Origin of the sequence: Bradyrhizobium archetypum (genome assembly GCF_013114835.1) — a bacterium.
Taxonomy (GTDB): Bacteria; Pseudomonadota; Alphaproteobacteria; order Rhizobiales; family Xanthobacteraceae; genus Bradyrhizobium; species Bradyrhizobium archetypum.
This window is the reverse complement of record NZ_JAAVLW010000005.1, coordinates 656,255-675,438: the sequence shown is the minus strand read 5'-3', so window position 1 is coordinate 675,438 and position 19,184 is coordinate 656,255. Positions and strand designations below refer to the sequence as shown.

The following is a 19,184-nucleotide window of genomic DNA, read 5'->3' as shown; positions in this document are numbered from 1 at the left end:
GCTTCGCTGCGCTCGCAATGACGTGGGAGGGCCTGCCCGCAAAGTCCCGGACATCGTTTCGCTCATCCGGCCCACAAACTTCTATTGTCGAAACGCGAGCCCGAATCTATAGCTCGCTTCCGGGAGCATCACATGAATAACATCCTCACCTTCTTCTCAACGCGCACGCTGCTGCAGATCATTTTCGTCCTGGGATCGACGGTGGCGATGAAGGCGTGGAGCCTGGGCCTGTTCGGCGGATAGGCCACTCCGTTGCCCGGATGGAGCGCTAGCGTAATCCGGGAAAGATCGCTCCGCGGTCGCTACGAAAGCTCCGCTACCGCCATCTCCGGTGCAGCCACAGCCACTGGTCCGGATATTCCCGCACCCAGCCTTCGACCACTGACGTCACCGCCTGCATCGTGCCCTGGATGTCGATCTGGCCCGACGCATCGCGCGCCGGCTTGACCTCTTCGGATAATTCGGCGCGGAAGCGGTGGTTGGGCAGGCGGATGATGCGCACGCCGTGCACGGGGCATTCGACCTGCCGCAACAGCCGCGCCAGAGTCGGGTTGGCCCTGGTCTTGCGGCCGAAGAACGTCACCTCGACGCCGTTGCCCATGTACTGATCGACCAGCATCGCGACGTGCTGGCCCCGCTGCAAAGCCTCCGCGAGCTTGAGCGGCGCCTCGCGGCCCGCCGGCACCAGCGTGCCCATCTTGACGGCGCGGATCCGTTCGATGGCGCGGTCGGCGGCCTCAATGTTCGGCCGGCGGAACAGGATCGCGCAATCGAGCCCATGGGCGACCGCGCCAAGCGCCGGAATTTCCCAATTGCCCAGATGGCTGGCGAAGATGATCGCGGGCTTGCCGTCGTCGCGCAGGGCATCGAAGATTTGCTTGGTGCGCGGGGTGAACTCGATGCGGCTCGGCTTCTCTGGATGGTCGAGATCGTAGTCCCAGATGTGATCGAGATGGGCGAACTCGGCGCCGATGCGGCCGAGATTGTCCCAGACGCCGGCCAGAATGGCCTCGATCTCCTCCGGCGATTTCTCGGGGAAGGCGGCCTTGAGGTTTTCGCGGCCGATGCGGTCCTCGCGCAGCCGCCGCCCGATGAAGCGGGTGACGCGGCCGAAGAAATCGGCGGTCTTGTCCGGATCGAAAAAGCGGGTGGTGCGCAACAGCGCAATCGTCAGCGCGCCGACGGCTATTTCCGCCACCGGCTTGGCGGCGTCGCGCAGGCGCGCCTTGGTGCGTAGGATCAGGCGGTTCATTTTTTAGGAAGCAGCTATAGCGTCTTCAAGAGAAGTGGGTACCGGTTCGCGTCAAGAAAGCGCGTCAAAACAAATGACTGTAGCTCGGTTCTGATGCAATTAGAACCGAGCTACAGCCCACTACACCGGTTCGCGCGTCAGGATCAGCGAGGCGTTTTGCCCGCCGAAGCCGAACGAGTTCGACATCACGGCGGTGACCTTGGCGTCGCGTGCCTTGTTGCCGACCACGTCGAACAGGATCGCCGGATCCGGAATCTCGTAATTGATCGTCGGCGGAATCCGCTGATGCTCGAGGGTCAGCAGGGAGAATACGGCTTCCACCGCCCCGGCCGCCGAAATCGTATGCCCGACCATCGACTTGTTCGACGATACCGGAATCTTCGGCAGATGTTCGCCGAACACGACCGCGGTGGTGTTGTACTCCATCTTGTCGTTTTCCGGCGTCGAGGTGCCGTGCGCGTTGATGTGGTCGATCTGTTCCGGCTCGAGGCCGGCGTCGGCCAGCGTCTTGCGCATGCAGCCGATGATCGGCTTGCCGTCGGGGCTGGAGCGGGTGCGGTGGAACGAGTCCGTCAGCTCGCCGCAGCCGGCAACCACGCCGAGAATCCTGGCGCCGCGGGCGATCGCGGCTTCGTAGCTTTCCAGCACCATCGCGCCGGCGCCTTCCGCCATGACAAATCCGTCGCGGTTCTTCGAGAACGGCTTCGAGGCGGCCTGCGGCGGATCGTTCTGCGTCGACAGCGCTGACAACAGCGAGAAGCGCACCAGGGCTTCCGGATTCACCGAACCGTCGGTGCCGACGCACAGCGCTGCATCGGCTTCGCCGCGGCGGATCGCCTCGACACCGAGCTGGATCGCGGTCGCGCCGGAGGCGCAGGCGGTGGAGAGCGAAATTGGCGAGCCCTTGGTGCCAAACCTTTCAGCCAGGTAGCTCGCGACCGAACCGAACATGAAGCGATGATGATATTTTGTGAACCGGCCGCCGCCGCTCACCCGCAGCAGGTCGTCATAGTTCAAATCGGTCTTTCCGGTTGCACGCCCGAGCTCCAGCCGCTGCGGCCATTCGACCTCGACCGGCGCCACCGCCAGAAACAGCGGTCCGGGAAAATCGGCCTTGGCACCGATCGCGGCCTGTCCGAGCGCCTCTTCGGTCGCCATTTCGGCTAGCCGCTCGGTCAACCCCGTCGAGGTGACGGGATCGACGGTGACGAAATCGACCGTGCCGGCCATGGTCGATTTCAGCCCGTCGACCGGAAAGCGCGTCACGGTCTTGATGCCGGACTCGCCCGAAGTCAGCTTGCGCCAATTGTCTTCCTTGCCGGCGCCGAGTGACGTCACCACGCCCATGCCGGTGACGACGACGATCGGCCTGCCGAATTTATCTGATGGTGCTGACATGGTTCCCCCGATGCTGCGCCGTGACTTGAACGCGCTTTCCGCGCGTCCGCTCTTCGCCCTACTTGACGGCCTCGACCAGGGCCATGCCTTCGCCTTGCCAGTGACCGGCCCCCACCACCACAATCTGGTCTGGGCTACCGGCCTTTTCAACCTCGAAGCCGGAGGGATCGTTGGGTGGAAACAGCGCGCCGCGGGAGAGCGAGAGCGCGGCGAGCGCCAGCCCGAGCGGAAACTGGGCCTCGAGCGTATGGCCGAACATCGTTCCGGTGGCGCGCACCGCAAAGCCCGGATGCTGGCGCAGGAAGTCCTTTTCTTCCGAGGTCACTGGCTCGGCGCCGGTCGCGCCCGTGATCAGTTGCCCGCTATCGCCCGTGATGCCGAGCTTCGGCCACAGCGCTTCCAGCGACTTGGTCACCGCACCCGGCTGCTTGCGCTGCGCGAGATCGGCGACGACCTTGGTCAACTTCGCATAGGGCTTGGCGCCGCGCGCTTCGGCGTGCTCGCGGGATTCCAGCACTAAAAAGCAGCCGGCGGAGCCGAGCGCAAATCCGCTTTGGTCTTCGCGCTGCCAGACCGGTGCGAACTTTTCCTTCAGATTGAAATCGGCAAATTCATAGAGGACGAGCAAATCGGAGCGCTCGCCATTATGGGCAGCGCCAACCAGCGCGATGTCACTTTGGCCGGCTTCGATCCGCGCCAGCGCAATCCGCGCCGCATCGATGCTGGCGGCTTCCTCGCCCATGAAGGTGCGCGACGTGCCGCATACGCCGTGGACGATGGCGATGTTGCCGGCGAGCAGGTTGGAGAGCTGGGCCAGAAACAGCGTCGGCCGCAAATCGTTCATCAGCCGTTCGTTGAGAAAGCCGGGGCTCGAATTGCCCTTGGCGTCGGCGCTCAGGATTGCCGCATCGACCGCGATGTCGCGCTCGCCGCCGCCGGCCGCCACGATCATGTCCATGCGGCCAAGGATTTCCTTGTTGCCCTTGACACCGGCCGAATCCAGCGCGAGCCCGGCGGCATAGGTGCCGATTCGCTGCCACGCTTCCATCTGGCGCTGGTCACCCTTTTTCGGGATCTGCGCGTCGAAGGTAACCGGCGCCAGCGGATGCACGATGTAAGGCGCAAACCGCTTGTCGTCGACGTTGATCTTCTTCTCGTTCAGCGCATCCCAATGCGCATCCAGTCCTTCGCCGAGCGAAGAGACGATGCCGATGCCGGTGATCCAGACTTCCTTGTCTGCGGATTTTGGCTCAGTCATGCGTGATTGCCTGCAGTGGGAAGCCGATCTTGTTGGCCATCGCGTCCATGTGCACGCGCATCGAAGGGTCGGGGAAGGGGGCTAGGCCAAAGGTGATCTCGGCGCTGCACTTCAATTCCTTGCCGACGCGACCCTTGGCCTTCGTCACGGCAAAGCCGGAACCCTCATGCTCGAGCTTCGCCTCAATTGTCAGCAACGAGCCGGGGCTGACGAAACCGCGCATCTTGGCTTCCTTCACGATGGCGAGGAACGGCATGCGCTCGAACTTCAAAAGGCCGAGCAGCAGCCAGCCGGAGCTCTGCGCCATCGATTCGGTCAGCAGCACGCCCGGCATGATCGGAAAGCCCGGGAAATGCCCCTCGAAGATGGTGTGCGCGGCGGGAACCTGCGCCTCGACCGTGATCCTCTTCTCGTCGAGGTTGAGTTCGACGACGCGGTCGATGAGCTTGAAGTAATCAAGGTCCATGGCGGGCGATTAGGCGCCCGGCGCTGCATTCTTGGCGGCGACCAGTTCGTCGATGCGATCGGCGAGATTTTGCAGCACGAAATACTGCTCGGTCGTGGCCTTGCCGTCGTTGACCTCCTGGGTCCACTTTTCGAGCGGCATCTTGATCCCGAACGCCTTGTCGATGGCAAAGGCGATGTCGAGGAAGTCCAGGCTGTCGATTCCCAGATCGTCGATGGCGTGGCTCTCCGGCTTGATCGTGTCGCGCGGAATGTCGCAGGTCTCCGCGATAATGTTGGCGATCTGATCGAATGTGGAAGACATCATTAAGCCTTTGATATACTGGAGAAAATCCGTAACGGCTTGGAGGAGGCGGGTGCATGGCCCCGGAAGGCCTTTTTCCCTCGGCCGGAGTCGAGTGCCCGTATATCGGAGCGGGGCGCTGAGTTCAATGGAGGGGGGTCAAAGGTTCGCCGACCGATTTATGGGCAGGGATGGCCGGTCTGGTTCCGGGAAGAGAGCCCGATGTGGAAAGGGCAGTGTTCGGCTTAGCTGCGCGCCGGTCGCGTGAGGGGCAATTCTGTCTGTCGGGTATTAGTTGCCGTAGCGCGCCTGCTGCGCCAGCATCAAAAATCGCGCCGTTACGCTGGCGCCAATCTGCCTACGCGCTCCGCTACTGCCGTCTAGTCGCAGCGGCGTTCCCTGCGCGTGATCCTGCGGCCATCGTCCCGTTCAACCGTGGTCGTCACCATCCGGCAGTGCCGTCGTGGGCCGATGGTGACACCGCCCGGGCCGACGCCAACCGTGGTGTCGGAGTCGTAACGCCGGCGACGATCGTAGCGGTCGTCGTCGCGATCCCGTCCAATCTGAACATCGACGCCTTGCGCCATCTTGACGTCTTGATTGACGCCTTGGGCCTTGACCGGAATGACAAGCGGGGCCGTCATCAGCAGCACTGTGGCCGCCGCCACGCCAAGAGCGATCTTCGTCATGTGGAAGCCCTCCCTTGTGCAAGCCTTCTTTGGACTGATCGAGAGTTGCAACGGGCACGAACGCTGAGGGTTCCACCGGGGCAATCAAGGTAGGACGGGAGCGCGGCGTAAGCGGTCTAGCGGGCAATTGCGCCGTCCGGCTCCGCTGCATGTGGTGGTTCAGGCCGGCTTTCGATTTGTGCGTTCAACAGGTTCAAATGATGGAACGTGAGTACTTTCCGACCACGACTCGAGCACGGCCCCGCAGACCTTACAGGTCGCCTCACCGGTGTGCGGAACCAAGAACTTTTCTTCGGTACGTCTATATTTCGCGCCGCAATTGCAGCAGACGATTGTCTCCATGCTGCGGATATGCGCCGGGCACCGCCCATTTTCCAGTACGTAAGCCTGTCACAATCAAGCTGTGCCTCACGCCGCCCTCAACATGACGCCATCGAAATATGCCGCAAGCGCCGCATGGCCGTCGAGCGGCAGCACATGCGCGACGTATTGGTCCGGCCGCACCACGACCATGCAGCCCATGTCGCGGTCGATGCCGCGCATTGCGAAGATGTCGTGGCCGCTCCTAAAATCGGGGCAGAACATTTTTTCGTAGTCGATGAGCCCGTAGCGTCCTTTGCGCGGAAGCAGGAGCGGGGGCATCGTCTCGATGGCGAGTTCGGTGTGCGCCTGCTGGAACACGGCACGGACATCGATCACGGAATCGATATCGGTGCCCGCTTGCGTGTGTCTCCTGATCGGAGACTTCGGACTTTCGCTGAGGAAATCGCACAACGAGCGGACAGGGGCGTTGGCGGCGGCGGAATCGCCGGCGCCGGCAAAGATGAAAATCCGGAAGCGTCCATCCGCCTTGGCGACGTGGCCGAGATGAACCGGCTTGGCGTCCGCAAGCCGTACCACCGGCGCGGAGTGAAAGCGCGTGCCGATCACAAATCCCCTGGCAAGATGCTGATGATCCGGCTCGGCGGTGAGGATGGATGCGCCGTAGTGTGTCGCCGTTCCCGCGGTATATCGGCCGTGCCGGACAAAATAGTCTTGCGTCTGCGCCGCATCCGCGCCCTTGTTGTCGCCTTTGGCGGAGGCGAGGATCGCAGCCCATTCGCGATCGAAGTCGATCAATTCCCTTGCGACCGCCTGCCGCTCTGCCGAATAGCTGTGCAACAGATGCGGCGCGCTGCGCCGGCGCAGCACGGCAGCGAGCTTCCATCCGAGATTGAATGCGTCCTGCATCGAGACGTTCATGCCTTGGCCCGCCTTGGGGCTGTGAGTATGACAGGCATCGCCCGCGATGAACACGCGGGGCAGGCGCGTTGCGGTCTCGTCCGCCGGTACGTCGTCGAACTTGTCGGTCAGCCGCTGGCCGATCTCATAGACCGACCACCAGGCGATCTCCTTCACCTCGAGCGTATAGGGATTGAGAATCCGCCGCGCCTTCGCGATCAGGTCGTCCGAGGTGATGTTGCGGCTGGCGATCCGCTCGCCGGCGTCGAGGTTGGCGAGTTCGACATAGAGGCGGACGAGATAGCCGCCTTCGCGCGGGATCACGATCATGCTGCCGTCGCCGGCCGACTGGATCAACACCTTGAAGCGGATGTCGGGGAAGTCGGTGACGGCAAGAATGTCCATCACGCCCCAGGCATGGTTGGCGGAATCGCCGCGCAGCTCGCGCCCGATCGATTTCCGCACCGTGCTCCGCGCCCCATCGCAGCCGACAACATAGCGCGCTTTAATGCTTTCGATCTCGCCCTCGTGTCCGGCATCGAGCCGCTCGAGGCGCACCGTCACCGCGTGGTCCTCGAACCGCGCGGCCGACGCGATTGAAAGATCGAGCAGTCGCCGCGAATAATACGGCTCGAGCTTTGCCGGCGATTTGCGCATGACATCAAGGTAGCAATCATGTACGCGCGCCTGGTTCAGGATGAGATGCGGCATTTCCGACAGCCCGTCCTCGACATCCTGAACCCGGCCGCTACGGACGATGTGCTCGGGCTTGCGGTCGTCCGGTCTCCAGAACGTGGTTTCGGTGATCCAGCATGCTTCCTTCAGCACGCGTTCGCCAAAACCAAAGGCGTTAAACATTTCCATGGTGCGGCAGGCGACGCCGTCGGCCTGGCCGCGCAAGAGCCGGCTCGGCTTCCGCTCGACGATGCAGGTCTTGATGTCGGGAAATGCCGCAAGCTGCGCCGCCAGCGTCAAACCCGCCGGCCCGCAGCCGACGATCAGCACGTCGACTTCCGCCGGAACCGGTCCGGGCGTGCCGGACGATGCGACCCGCTCGCCGGGATCGGCGATCTCAGGATCGCCCGGTTCGAAGCCATTCAGATGAAACTGCATCAAACCTGCTCCTCCCGTCCTTTTGCCGAACCGGCGTTGATTGTGACCGAGCCGATTGCCATTCATCGAGGGCGCAGGTCACAGGAATGCCGCGACCAAAGCGCGCGGATGATATTGATCAGCATGCTGATTATCAGTATGCTTGTCAATTCCAGACCTGCTATCAAAGGGCTTTGGAGAATTCGGTGAGAGATAATAACGAGATGCCCGGACATTTGGCGCGCCGGTTCCAGCAGATTGCGGTCGCCGTGTTCCTGGCCGAGGTCGAGGAAGCCGGCTTCGACCTCACGCCCGTTCAATACGCGGCGCTGTCGGCGATTAGCACCAATCCCGGCGTCGAGCAGGTGACGCTCGCCGGCCTGATCGCCTACGACCGAACCACCATCACCGGCGTCGTCGATCGTCTCGTGCAGAAAGGCTTCCTGCTGCGTCACCCCAGTAGCCGCGACCGCCGCGCCCGCGAACTGAAGATTACGGAAGCCGGCAAGCGAACGCTGCGCGCCATCACGCCGGCGGTCGAAGCCGCCCAGCGCACCATGCTGCGCGGCCTCACGGCAAAGGAGGGCACAGAGCTGATGCGGCTGTTGCGGAAAGCGATCGCCGCCGGCAACGACCTTAGCCGCGCGCCGCTGCGGAACGCAGAGCTGCGGTGAGGCGCTTGTCGTCCCGGTTGACACTGGCCGCGGCCGAGCCAACAATAATGACCGGTTGATAGACCGGCCGCCTGCGCCCTCTGGGATGGTGAACGTATATGAGCGGGCGCTACGAACCGCGACGGCGATCGTCAATGAACGCGGTGGGGTGGATTAGCGACAGCGTAGTCCGCGCCGAGCCGCATCAATACTGCGCGAATACACGCGACCGCCAACGGGGCGCGCGAATGCGCGCCCGGCGACAGGCTCCGGCGGGTGACCCAGTATTCCAGAGAAGTCAATGATAGAACTGACAGGCCGCGGCGTACTGGATGCCCCGAATGCGCGGGGCATGACGGTTGATGGCTATGGAAAGATAGTTGCTACCCCTGCGGCGCGACCGAAATCCTCGCGCAGTCGCGGCGGCCCATCAGGACGCAGTCTTGGGTCCTGCGGAGATCGGCGATGCTCACGGCAAGCCAGATGCCGATCGCGGTCAGCGCCACTGTAAATGCGAAGGCGGCGACATTGGCGAGCATGCGATGACGGAACTCGTCACCCTCGTCGCGCGACTGCTCGTAGCGTGACAGGTCGCTGGCCGCAGGCGATGCCTTGGCCGGCGTGTGATCATCCTGCCGGGCGGGCGGATGGGCGGAGGTGCGCGGCCGGAACTTGAGCACCACGTGCTCATCGTCCGAGATAGTGGGCCGCTGGGTTTTCACTGCCGTCGATCCGCGAGAAATCCTGCCGCCCTTCTAGCACGGCGGCCGCGCGTCCAACATGAAATCTTGGGCAACGCGGGACAGCCATCCCCTCCCGCAATGTCTGGAACTGATCACAGGCAAGCCGGCTCAGCCTTGTTTCGGCAGCCGCCCCATCATGTAGAATTCGTCATTCGGTCGCATCGCGGTGACGTTGGCCAGCCGGTTCGAAAGGGCGAAGAACGCCGCGATCGCCGCGATATCCCAGATGTCATCCTCGGAAAAGCCGTGGCTGGCGATCTCGGCGAAATCGGCTTCGGAAACCTCGTTCGCCGCCCGGCTCACCTTCATGGCGAAGTCGAGCATGGCGCGCTGCCGCGGCGTGATGTCGGCCTTGCGGTAGTTGACGGCGATTTGATCGGCGATCTGCGGGTTCTTGGCCCGGATGCGCAGGATCGCGCCATGAGCGATCACGCAGTAATGGCACTGGTTAGCGGCCGACGTCGCCACCACGATCATTTCGCGCTCCGCCTTGGTCAGCCCGCCATCCTTCTCCATCAACGCGTCGTGATAGGCAAAGAAGGCGCGAAACTCGTCGGGGCGGTAGGCCAGCGTCAGGAAGACGTTCGGAACGAAGCCGGATTTTTCCTGTACGGCGAGAATTCGCGTGCGGATATCGTCCGGCAGCTTGTCGATGGCGGGCGGCTGAAATCGTTTGGCGGCAGGCTTGGACATGGGTGGGTTCCGGCTGAAGGCCGCGGGACGCGGCGTTCCCGGAACCATATCGCGTTTTGCAGCGAAGTGCATACCGCCCCGCGCGGAGCAATCGCGCGAAACTGTTATGCCTCAGCGCAGCGGCTTCTTCAGGAGCGAGAAGCGGTCTGGGTCGAGCCCCATCGAGGGCTGCAGCATCGGCGCTTCCACCGGCGTCATAATGCGCGCGGCGGACCGGTCGCCGATCGAGGGATCATTCGGTACGTCGCGATTCGACGTGGCGCCGCGCCAGCGATCCAGCACGGCGGAGACGAAATGCATGTCATGGCCAGCGGAAACCGACGGCACGGACGCGATGGTCGCTTCGCTGCGCGGCAATTGATGGACCGGCACCTCCTTGAAGCGCAGGCGCGTCGGCAGCGCCACGCCTTCGCCGAAGGCTAGCACTTCGCGGGTGCCGAGCGAAGGTACGAACGACAACAGGTTGGCGGCCGCATCCGAGACAGCCGAGCGCAGCAGCGCCTGGTCGCGCTCGTTGGCAAGGCGCATCGCAAACAGCGTGTTGCATTGGGAAATGATGGTGGCGTCGAGTTCGGCCGGACGTTGGGTGACGAGGCCGAGAAAGACGCCGTATTTGCGCCCTTCTTTAGCGATGCGCGAGACCGCCTTGCGGGTTGGGCCGAAGCCGATATTGCGGTCGGCCGAGGCGTAACGGTGCGCTTCTTCGCAGACGAACAGCAGCGGCGAGACGCCGTCACTCCACAGGCCGAAATCGAACGCCATGCGGCACAGCACCGACACGACGGAGTCGACGACTTCCGCAGGGAAGCCGGCGAGCTGCATGATAGTCATCGGCCGGCCGTTGGCAGGCAGGCGGAACAGGTGGCTGATCACTTCCGCCATGGTGTCGCCGCCGACATTGGCATTGTCGAACATGAAGGCGTAGCGCGGATCGTTGCGCACCGTCTCGATGCGCGAAATCAGCTTGTGATAGATGATGCGCGAGGAGCGGTTCTCCAGTTTGCCCATCCGTTCGTCGATCAGCGAGATCAGATCGACCAGCCGGTACGGCACCGGCGTGTCGACCGTGTAGCCGACCGTCTTGGGGTCGATGCGTTTGAGCCCGAGCCGGTCGGAGTTCTGGTACTGAGTATAGAGGCCCTTCGCCATCGGAATGACTTCGGCGAGGACGTCGAGTTCTTCGGGCACGCCGGGACGGCCGCCGAACAGCACGTCGACGATCTCTTCGAAATTGAACAGCCAGAACGGCAGTTTCAGGTTGCGCGGGTTGAGCACCAGCGCGCGGTCGCCGAAGCAGCGGCCATATTCGTTGTGCACGTCGAGCAGGAAAACCCGCAGGTTCGGCCGGGCCTTGAGAATCTCGTTGAGCAGCAGCGACACGCTGGTCGATTTACCGACGCCGGTGGAGCCGAGGACGGCGAAGTGCTTGGACAGCATTTCCTCGACGTCGACATAGGCGATCACCGAGCGGTCCTGCTGCAGGGTGCCGACATTGATCTGGTCTGACCCGCTCGGCGCATAGACGGTGCGAAGGTCCTGGGCCGTGATCAGATCGACCTCATCGCCGATCGTCGGATAGTTGGTGACGCCGCGCTGGAACTTGGGGCGTTCGCCGCCGAGAATTTCACCGAGCAGGTCGACCGATGCGCTCGCAATGTAGTTGTCGGAAGTCGGAGTGTCCTCGCAGGACACCTCGGTGATCATCGCGACGATCGTGGAGCCGTTGCAGCGGATACTGATGAAGCGGCCGACGGTGGCGCGCACTTCCGAGACGGGGATCTGGCCCGTCGCCAGAAGTCCCACCCGGGCAAGCGAGCCGCGCACGGAAATCACACGTCCGAAAGATGTCACGGTGTTGAACCTGGATCTCATGAATTGGGGTCTGGCCGGCATTATGGGCGGCGGCGACTAGCGAAACGGTTAAACCGGCGCGGTTTCGTATTGGCTAAATCTGCGGCATCTCGGTCAGGAATCGTTTTCGCGGCGGCGTCCGGTGCGACGCGCCACGTGCGAGTTAGGCTTGGAAAATCAGGGCTTTCTTGCATTCGCCGGCTCGCGCGAGCTCGGCTGCGAATTAATCTCCCGTTTACCATTTCGAAGGAGAGCACCAGCCGCGGGCACCGCTCGATAACCTCCTACTGGCGATGGGGATCGGAGCCCGCGCGTGTATCGACGTAACCGATTGCTAACCGCAAGTTGTAACGCGGCTTCCATTTATCCTTCGTACCAATATCGCTGGGCGGAAAATTGGAGTCCGGCTCGCGTCTGCATGGCCGATCGTCAAGCGCACGCAAATTGGCGATTTCGCGCGGAGAAGCATCTGGGGTGAGCATCGAAAGCCACCAGAAATTGCCCGACGCTCCCGCCGACAAGGCCGGGCTGCCTACGCTGCTTGCTGTCTGCGCTGTCCTGCTCGCGGTGGCCGCGCTTGCGCAGCTTGCGACATCGTCATGGAGTGTCCGCGAACAAGTCCTGTTGGCGCTGGTCACTGTCCTTATCGTCGCCGCCGGCCTGCTGCTGCGGCGTCACCGCTTGACCGATCAGCGATTGGTGGCCGAGCGGCGTCAGCTCTCGATTGCGGTCAATAATATTCCGCAAGGCCTTGTTCTCTATGATGCATCCGCGCGAATCATCATCTGCAACCAGCCTTATCTCGATATGTTCGGGCTTTCTCCTGACGTGGCCAAGCCCGGCTGCACCATTCAGCGGCTGATCGCGCACCGCAAGGAAACCGGATCGTTCGACGGCGACGTCGATGAATTCTGCAACGCGATCATTCAGAAAGTGTCGCTCGGTAAGGCGACGCGTCAACTCACGCAAGCGCCGGGCGGTCGTGCGATCGAGATCATCAACCGTCCGCTGAAGGACGGCGGCTGGGTTGCCACGATCGAGGACATCACCGAGCGGACGCGCGCCGACGAGAAGATCGCGCATCTGGCGCATTTCGATGGCTTGACGGACCTGCCGAACCGGATCCTGTTCCGCGCGCGGCTCGAACAGGCGCTTGCAGCGCTTCAGCCGGGCGAGCAACTGGCTGTCCTCTACATCGATATCGACGAGTTCAAGAGCGTCAACGACGCGCTTGGCCATCCGATCGGCGACGAGTTGCTCAAGGGCGTTGCCGATCGCCTGCGCGGCTGCCTTAAGGAAACCGACGTGGCAGCCCGGCTCGGCGGCGACGAGTTTGCCGTCATTCAGACGGCTATCAAGGATCGCTCGGAAACCACTCAACTCGTTGACGAAATCCATTCGGCGATCAGGCAGCCCTTTGAATACCTGGGACATCTGATCACCACCGATGCCAGCATCGGGATCGCGCTTGCGCCCGGCAACGGAGTGAACCTCGGCCGATTATTGAGAAATGCGGACCTCGCACTCTATAGCGCCAAGGGCGACGGACGGCGGACCTACCGTTTCTTTGAGGCCGGCATGGATCAGCGTGCCAAGGCGCGGCGAAGCCTGGAGCTCGAGCTGCGGCGGGCGATTAGCGACGGCAGCCTCGAAACCTACTATCAGCCGGTGGTCAATATCGAGGATGGCAAGATCTCATCCTGCGAGGCGCTGTTGCGATGGCGGCACCCCGAACGCGGCATGATTTGGCCGGCGGAGTTCATTCCGATCGCGGAAGACAGCGGCCTGATCAATCAGCTCGGCCTGTGGGTGCTCGATACCGCGTGTGCCGAGGCCGCCACCTGGCCGGACCACGTCCGCGTTGCGGTCAACGTCTCGCCGGTGCAGTTCAGGAACCCATCGCTGGCGTTGAGCGTGGCGGCGGCGCTGGCCGCTCGCGGCCTTCCCGCAAGCCGGCTGGAGCTCGAGATCACCGAAGCCGTGCTCATTCGCGACGACGAAGCTGCGCTCGACATGCTGCACCAGTTGCGCAAGCTGGGGGTCAGAATCGCGCTGGACGATTTCGGCACCGGCTATTCCTCGCTCAGCTACCTGCAGCGTTTCCCGTTCGACAAGATCAAGTATTGATCGCGCCTTCATCCGGGATATCGCGGGACCCGGAGCATCCTCGTCGATCGTCCAGGCGGTGGTGAACATCGCGGCCGCCAGCGACATGACGACAACGGCGGAGGGCGTTGAAACTGAGCAGCAGAAGATCTCCTGTACATCCTCGGCTGCACGGAGATGCAGGGCTATCTGTTCAGTCCGGCGATATCGGCGGCCGAGGTGAGACGGCTGTTGTTGACGCACCGCGGAAGGGCGATGTCGGCCGCTTGAAACGGCGCTCGTCACTTGCTATCGACGGAGAGCTAAAAATAAGAAACAGGGCAGGGTGGACCGCGATGAATCGCGACAACGCATCTTGAGCGAGCCCGCGCGATCTTCCGCGCTCGCACCATTCCAGGTCAGGAACTACCGTTTTCAGTGGCCCGCCGATCTGCTCACCTCCTGGGCGTTCGAGATGGAGACGCTGATTCTCGGCTGGTACGTGCTGGTCGAGACCGGATCGGTCCTGCTGCTCACCCTGCTCGCCTCGCTGGGTTATGTCGGTACGTTGGTAGCGCCGATGTTCGGCGTCGTCGGCGACCGGATCGGCCACCGCGATCTCCTGGGAATGATGCGCGTGGCCTATGCGGTGCTGGCGGCCGTGCTGATGACGCTGGCGCTGTCCGGCCATCTCGCGCCGGTCTATGTCTTCATGGTCGCAGCCGTGATGGGCATCGTCCGCCCATCGGACCTTGGCGTACGCGGCGCCTTGGTCGCGACCATCATGCCGCACGGCCAGTTGATCGGCGCGATCAGCATCTCGCGCACGACGATGGATACCGCGCGCATCGCCGGCGCGCTGAGCGGCGCGGGATTGTTTGCCACGCTCGGCATGGGCCCGGCCTATGTGGCGATCGTCTGCCTTTACACGACCGCCACCGCGCTGACGCTGTGCATCGTGGCGCCGGTAAAACGGGATGCGGTGGGCGAGGCGGCCAGCGAGGCATTGCAGCGCTCGCCGCTGCGCGACCTCAAGGAGGGCGTTGCCTATGTCTGGACCACGCCGCGGATGCAGGCCGCGCTCTGGGTCGCATTCCTGGCCAACTTGACGGCGTATCCGCTCACCAACGGCCTGTTGCCCTATATTGCCAAGACGATCTACGGCACCAACCAGACCGGGCTCGGCTATCTATCGGCGAGTTTTGCCATCGGCTCGCTGGTAGGCTCGATCGTGCTGAGCCTGATCCGCGATCTCCGGGTGGCGCGGCTGATGATCGGCGCCACCGTTGTCTGGTACGCGACCTTGCTGATCTTCGTGCAGATGCAGACGGTGCCGACCGCGATCATGTGCCTGGTGGTGGCGGGCTTCTCGCAAAGCCTCGCCATGATCTCGATCGCCGTCATCCTGATGCGGACCGCGAGCGAGAATTTCCGCGGCCGGGTGATGGGGGTCCGCATGATGGTGATCTATGGCCTGCCGATCGGCCTGTTGGCCGCGGGCAGCCTGATCGACGAGATCGGGTTTGCGGCGACCGGCACACTCTACGCAGCGGCCGGCCTTGCCTTGATGCTGGCGATCGTGCTGCACTGGCGCGCCGATCTCTGGCATGTGCACGCGCCGGCGAACGCGCGGTGATCCGATCGCGCGAACCGGCTCGGCACTTCACTGCATCTTGATATTGGCCTCTTTCAGCACCGGCTCCCACTTCGCCGCTTCGGCGCGCATGAATGCGTCGAAATCCTTGGGCGAACTGCCGACCGGCGTCGCACCCATCTTCTCCAGCGCGGCCATGACAACCGGATCTTTCAATGCGACGGCAAGATCGGCGTGGAGCTTGGTGACCACATCGGGCGCCATGCCGGCGGGTCCGAGAAAGCCCCACCAGACCGAGGCGTCATAGCCGGGGATGCCGGCTTCCGCGACGGTTGGAATGTCGGGCAACGCCTTCGAGCGCTGGGCTGTGGTTACGGCAAGGGCGCGCACCGCATTGCCCTCAAGCTGGCCGACCACTTCGGGCAGCGGATTGACGCTCATCGGAATCTCGCCCGCGATCACGGCGCTGAGGGCAGGGGCGCCGCCTTTGTAGGGGATCGACTGGATCTTGACCTTGGCCATGTAGTTGAGAAGCTCGCCGGCCGGATGCGCCGAGGTGCCGTTGCCGGACATGCCGTAGGATAGCGACTCCGGCTTTTCGCGCGCGCTCGCCAGTAGCTCCTGCAAATTCTTCACCTGACTATTTTTGGACACCACGATCGCGAGCGGCGAATAGGCAACCTCGCTGATGGCGGTGAAGTCCTTGAAGGTGTCGTAGGGCAATTTTGGATAGAAGAACTGGTTCAGCGGATGGCCGCTGGCGACCAGGATCAGCGTGTAGCCATCCGGCGCCGATTGCGTGAGCGCTTGCGACGCGATGATGCCGCCGGCGCCCGGACGATTTTCGATGACCGGCTGCTGTCCCCAAATCTTGGACAGCGATTGCCCAAGCGTGCGCGCCAACACGTCGACGGCGCCGCCGGCGGCGTAGGGCACCAGGATGCGCACGGGCCTGCTCGGGAACGGCTCCGCATTGACGTTGGTGCCGGCCAGCGAGAACAGTGCGGCGGCAAGCGTGCAACGGATCAATGCTCGGCGTGGGATCATGAGAAAAGGTCCTCTTGTGTAGGCAGTATCATTTGAAAAATCCGCTCATCCGGCGGCTCTCCCTTCATTCCAGTCCAGCCACCGTGGCGGGCCACCCTCACCCAGATATTTGTTGACCAGACCTGATATTTTGTACAAACGTACAAAAGTCGAGAATGGAAAGCAAATGCCATGACGCGAAACCCCAACATGCGGGAAGCCATCCTGAGCGCGGCCGAGCTGTTGTTCTCGACGCGGGGGTTCAATGCGGTGTCGATCCGCGACATCGCGCTGGAGGCGGGCGCCAATCCCGGCAGCCTCACCTATCACTTCAAGAGCAAGGACGGGCTGCTCCTCGAAATCTACAAGCGCCATTGCGGGCCGATGAACAAGCGCCGCATCGAGCTATTGGTCGCGGCACGGCGCGTGCGCGACGTCCAGGATCGGCTGGAAGCGATCGTGCGGGCCTATGTGCAGCCGGCGTTTTCGTCCAGCACCGACCTTGCGGGGGGCGGAGCGCGGTTCACGCGGCTGCGCGCCGTGATGTCTGCCGAAGGCAATGCCGTGGTGGGCCGCATCATCGCGGAAATCTTCGACGACACGACCAATGCGTTCATCGAGGCGATCGGCGAAAGCCTGCCGCATCTGCCGCGGACGACGATCGTGTGGCGGTCGCAATTCCTGCTTGGCGCGCTCTATTACACTCTCGTTAATCCGGAACGGGTCACTAGGCTCTCCCGCGGCGAAGCCGACGGCGGCGACATGGCGGAGGCGATCGAGCAAATCGTCGCGGCAACAGTTGCCTCGTTGCAGGCGTCAGACGTCGATCACATCGACGGCGCATCACGCCGGACTACGCCAGTTCAACCGCGCGCCGCGGCTACCGCTCGAAAGCGGAAAGAAAATCCTGCCGACTAGATACCCCGCGCCAACCAAGCACCGCACAAGGCGTCATGAACAAGCCCACGATTCCCGGACCCGATCCCAATACGCGAACGCCGAAATTCAAGCTGCCGGCGCTGGCGTGTGATGCGCATACCCACATCTTCGGGCCCGGCGACAGATATCCTTACGCGCCGGGGCGCCCCTATACGCCACCGGATGCGCCGCTCGAGGATTTCCGGGCGCTGCATAAAAAGCTCGGAATCGGCCGCGCCGTCATTGTCAATGCCAGCGTGCACGGCACCGACAACCGCGTGGCGCTCGACGCTATCGCCGTGAGCAACGGCACCTTTCGTGCGGTAGCCAATATCGATGGCACCATTACCGAGCGCGGATTGCGCGACTTGCACGAGGGCGGTTTCCGCGGCTGCCGCTTCAACTTCGTGCGTCATCTGGGCGGGGTGCCGGACATGGGCGCGTTCCACCGCATTATCGCGATGGTGGCGCCGCTCGGCTGGCATATCGACCTGCATTTCGACGCGATCGATCTGCCTAAATATGCCGAGATGCTGGCAAATTTGCCGGTGCGCTACACCATCGATCACATGGGGCGTGTCAAAGCATCTGACGGTCTCGACCAGCTCCCGTTCCGGACCTTGATCGATCTGATGAAGCGGGACGAAAAATGCTGGGTCAAGGTGTGCGGCTGCGAGCGCGTGTCGTCCAGTGGGCCACCGTTCCATGACGCGGTGCCCTTTGCGCGTCGCATCGTCGAGACCGCGCCGGACCGGGTGATCTGGGGAACCGACTGGCCGCACCCCAACGTAAAGGTGATGCCGAATGACGGCGACCTGGTCGACCTCATTCCGCTGTTTGCACCCGAACCGGAACTGCAGCAGAAGATTCTGGTCGATAATCCGGCGCGGCTGTTCGAGTTCTGAAGGAGCGCGTGCAATGGCGGAGAAGCGCTATATCCCAAGCCGACGCGCCGTGTCGTTCGCCGGCATCGCTGCCTTGCTGGCCGCATTGCGGTTTCCGCAACTCGCCCATGCGCAAAACTATCCGAACAAGCCGGTGCGGCTGATCCTGCCGTTCGGCGCGGGCGGCGTCGCCGACGTCACGGCGCGGCTCGTGACCGAGAAGCTCGGCGAAAAGCTCGGTCAGCGCTTCGTCATCGAGAACATGCCGGGCGCCGGCGGCATCAACGCGGCACGCGCGGTGCTGTCCGCGCCCGCGGACGGCTATACGCTGGCGCTGTTCAGCAACGGCACCGCGATTTCCGTATCGCTGTTCAAGAACCTGACGTTCAATCCGGTGACCGATTTCGTGCCGGTTTCGAGCATGGGCTATTTCGACTTCATCTTCGTGACCCAAGCCGGCGCGCCATATCCGACGCTGGCTGAATTCATCAAGGCGGCGAAACAAAAGCCCGGCGCGCTCAATGTCGGCACCATCAATGTCGGATCGACCCAGAACCTTGCGGCGCAATTGTTCAAGTCGACCGCCGGGGTAGATGTCACCATCGTGCCGTTTCGCAGTTCGCCCGATGTGCTGATCGCGCTGTTGCGCGGCGACATCCAGATGGCGATCGAGAATTACAGCGCGGTGCAGTCGCACATCGCCGATAAGGCGGCGATTGCCGTGTCGTCTTCGGGGCCCGTGCGCACCACATTTCTGCCTGACCTACCGACGGTGAAGGAGGCGGGCGGCGGCGATTTCGAGGCGCGGTCCTGGAACGCGATTTTTGCGCCCAAGGGCACGCCGCGTGAGGCGATCAACACGCTGAACACCGCGCTACGCGACGTGCTCGACATGCCGGAACTGAAGAAGCGCGCGCTCGATCTCGGCATCGAAGCCAAAGCCAGCTCGCCCGAGGAAATCCGCGACCGCCTGAAGGCCGATATCGACAAGTGGGCTGATGTGATCGAGCGGGCAGGAATTGCCAAACAGTAGTCACGCTGCCGGCGCGGCCGGCCACGTGCAACAATCGAAGGAGGAG

General features: G+C 63.1%; 16 protein-coding genes and 1 pseudogene. 6 read left to right on the top strand and 11 right to left on the bottom strand.

Translation table 11 applies throughout. From position 1 onward, the window contains the following. Positions 1 to 316: 316 nt before the first annotated feature. From HCN50_RS19660 to HCN50_RS19630, 7 genes are all read right to left on the bottom strand, one after another. Positions 317 to 1,252, bottom strand: coding sequence for a lipid A biosynthesis lauroyl acyltransferase (locus tag HCN50_RS19660; RefSeq protein WP_171711300.1), 936 nt, complete (start codon positions 1,250 to 1,252; stop codon positions 317 to 319). 120 nt (positions 1,253 to 1,372) lie between these two features. Next, positions 1,373 to 2,650: a beta-ketoacyl-ACP synthase gene (locus tag HCN50_RS19655; RefSeq protein ID WP_171711299.1), complete on the bottom strand. Its 1,278-nt coding sequence runs from the start codon at positions 2,648 to 2,650 to the stop codon at positions 1,373 to 1,375. 58 nt (positions 2,651 to 2,708) lie between these two features. Next, positions 2,709 to 3,908, bottom strand: a complete 1,200-nt coding sequence (locus HCN50_RS19650) for a beta-ketoacyl-ACP synthase (protein WP_171711298.1) — start codon at positions 3,906 to 3,908, stop codon at positions 2,709 to 2,711. After that, positions 3,901 to 4,374, bottom strand: a complete 474-nt coding sequence (locus HCN50_RS19645; RefSeq protein WP_171711297.1) for a 3-hydroxyacyl-ACP dehydratase FabZ family protein — start codon at positions 4,372 to 4,374, stop codon at positions 3,901 to 3,903. Before HCN50_RS19645 ends, HCN50_RS19650 begins: the two co-directional genes overlap by 8 nt. A 9-nt stretch (positions 4,375 to 4,383) precedes the next feature. Then, on the bottom strand, positions 4,384 to 4,677 hold the full coding sequence (locus tag HCN50_RS19640) for an acyl carrier protein (protein ID WP_028346689.1): 294 nt from the start codon (positions 4,675 to 4,677) through the stop codon (positions 4,384 to 4,386). Positions 4,678 to 5,036: 359 nt separating this feature from the next. Further along, positions 5,037 to 5,345, bottom strand: coding sequence for a hypothetical protein (locus HCN50_RS19635; protein WP_171711296.1), 309 nt, complete (start codon positions 5,343 to 5,345; stop codon positions 5,037 to 5,039). A 408-nt stretch (positions 5,346 to 5,753) separates the two neighbouring features. Further along, positions 5,754 to 7,679, bottom strand: a complete 1,926-nt coding sequence (locus tag HCN50_RS19630; protein WP_171711295.1) for an FAD-binding monooxygenase — start codon at positions 7,677 to 7,679, stop codon at positions 5,754 to 5,756. A 185-nt stretch (positions 7,680 to 7,864) separates the two neighbouring features. Between HCN50_RS19630 and HCN50_RS19625 the strand changes: the two genes are divergently transcribed. Continuing rightward, positions 7,865 to 8,332 (top strand): MarR family winged helix-turn-helix transcriptional regulator, encoded by a 468-nt coding sequence (locus tag HCN50_RS19625; RefSeq protein WP_171711294.1) that lies wholly within the window; start codon positions 7,865 to 7,867, stop codon positions 8,330 to 8,332. Positions 8,333 to 8,694: 362 nt separating this feature from the next. Here HCN50_RS19625 and HCN50_RS19620 read toward each other — a convergent pair whose 3' ends face one another. From HCN50_RS19620 to HCN50_RS19610, 3 genes are all read right to left on the bottom strand, one after another. Then, complete coding sequence (locus HCN50_RS19620; RefSeq protein ID WP_171711293.1) at positions 8,695 to 9,033, bottom strand: hypothetical protein; 339 nt, start codon at positions 9,031 to 9,033, stop codon at positions 8,695 to 8,697. Positions 9,034 to 9,162: 129 nt separating this feature from the next. Further along, the gene (locus tag HCN50_RS19615) at positions 9,163 to 9,747 is read right to left on the bottom strand and encodes a peroxidase-related enzyme (protein ID WP_171711292.1); all 585 of its coding nucleotides are present in this window, start codon (positions 9,745 to 9,747) and stop codon (positions 9,163 to 9,165) included. A 111-nt stretch (positions 9,748 to 9,858) separates the two neighbouring features. Beyond that, a complete protein-coding gene (locus HCN50_RS19610) occupies positions 9,859 to 11,619 on the bottom strand; it encodes an ATP-binding protein (protein WP_171711291.1) in 1,761 nt (586 codons plus the stop codon). A 582-nt stretch (positions 11,620 to 12,201) separates the two neighbouring features. Here HCN50_RS19610 and HCN50_RS19605 point away from each other — a divergent pair. Both HCN50_RS19605 and HCN50_RS19600 read left to right on the top strand, forming a co-directional pair. Continuing rightward, positions 12,202 to 13,974 (top strand): annotated as a pseudogene (locus HCN50_RS19605) (putative bifunctional diguanylate cyclase/phosphodiesterase); the annotation flags it as partial. Positions 13,975 to 14,059: 85 nt separating this feature from the next. Further along, positions 14,060 to 15,319: an MFS transporter gene (locus tag HCN50_RS19600; RefSeq protein WP_171711290.1), complete on the top strand. Its 1,260-nt coding sequence runs from the start codon at positions 14,060 to 14,062 to the stop codon at positions 15,317 to 15,319. A 27-nt stretch (positions 15,320 to 15,346) separates the two neighbouring features. On the opposite strand, the gene HCN50_RS19595 is transcribed toward HCN50_RS19600, so the two are convergent. Continuing rightward, positions 15,347 to 16,324: a tripartite tricarboxylate transporter substrate binding protein gene (locus HCN50_RS19595; RefSeq protein WP_171711289.1), complete on the bottom strand. Its 978-nt coding sequence runs from the start codon at positions 16,322 to 16,324 to the stop codon at positions 15,347 to 15,349. 171 nt (positions 16,325 to 16,495) lie between these two features. Between HCN50_RS19595 and HCN50_RS19590 the strand changes: the two genes are divergently transcribed. The 3 genes from HCN50_RS19590 to HCN50_RS19580 are packed head-to-tail and all read left to right on the top strand — an operon-like array spanning position 16,496 to position 19,138. Next, the gene (locus HCN50_RS19590) at positions 16,496 to 17,221 is read left to right on the top strand and encodes a TetR/AcrR family transcriptional regulator (RefSeq protein WP_171711288.1); all 726 of its coding nucleotides are present in this window, start codon (positions 16,496 to 16,498) and stop codon (positions 17,219 to 17,221) included. A gap of 35 nt (positions 17,222 to 17,256) precedes the next feature. After that, a complete protein-coding gene (locus HCN50_RS19585) occupies positions 17,257 to 18,126 on the top strand; it encodes an amidohydrolase family protein (RefSeq protein ID WP_171711287.1) in 870 nt (289 codons plus the stop codon). 13 nt (positions 18,127 to 18,139) lie between these two features. Beyond that, the gene (locus tag HCN50_RS19580; protein ID WP_171711286.1) at positions 18,140 to 19,138 is read left to right on the top strand and encodes a Bug family tripartite tricarboxylate transporter substrate binding protein; all 999 of its coding nucleotides are present in this window, start codon (positions 18,140 to 18,142) and stop codon (positions 19,136 to 19,138) included. Positions 19,139 to 19,184 lie beyond the last annotated feature (46 nt).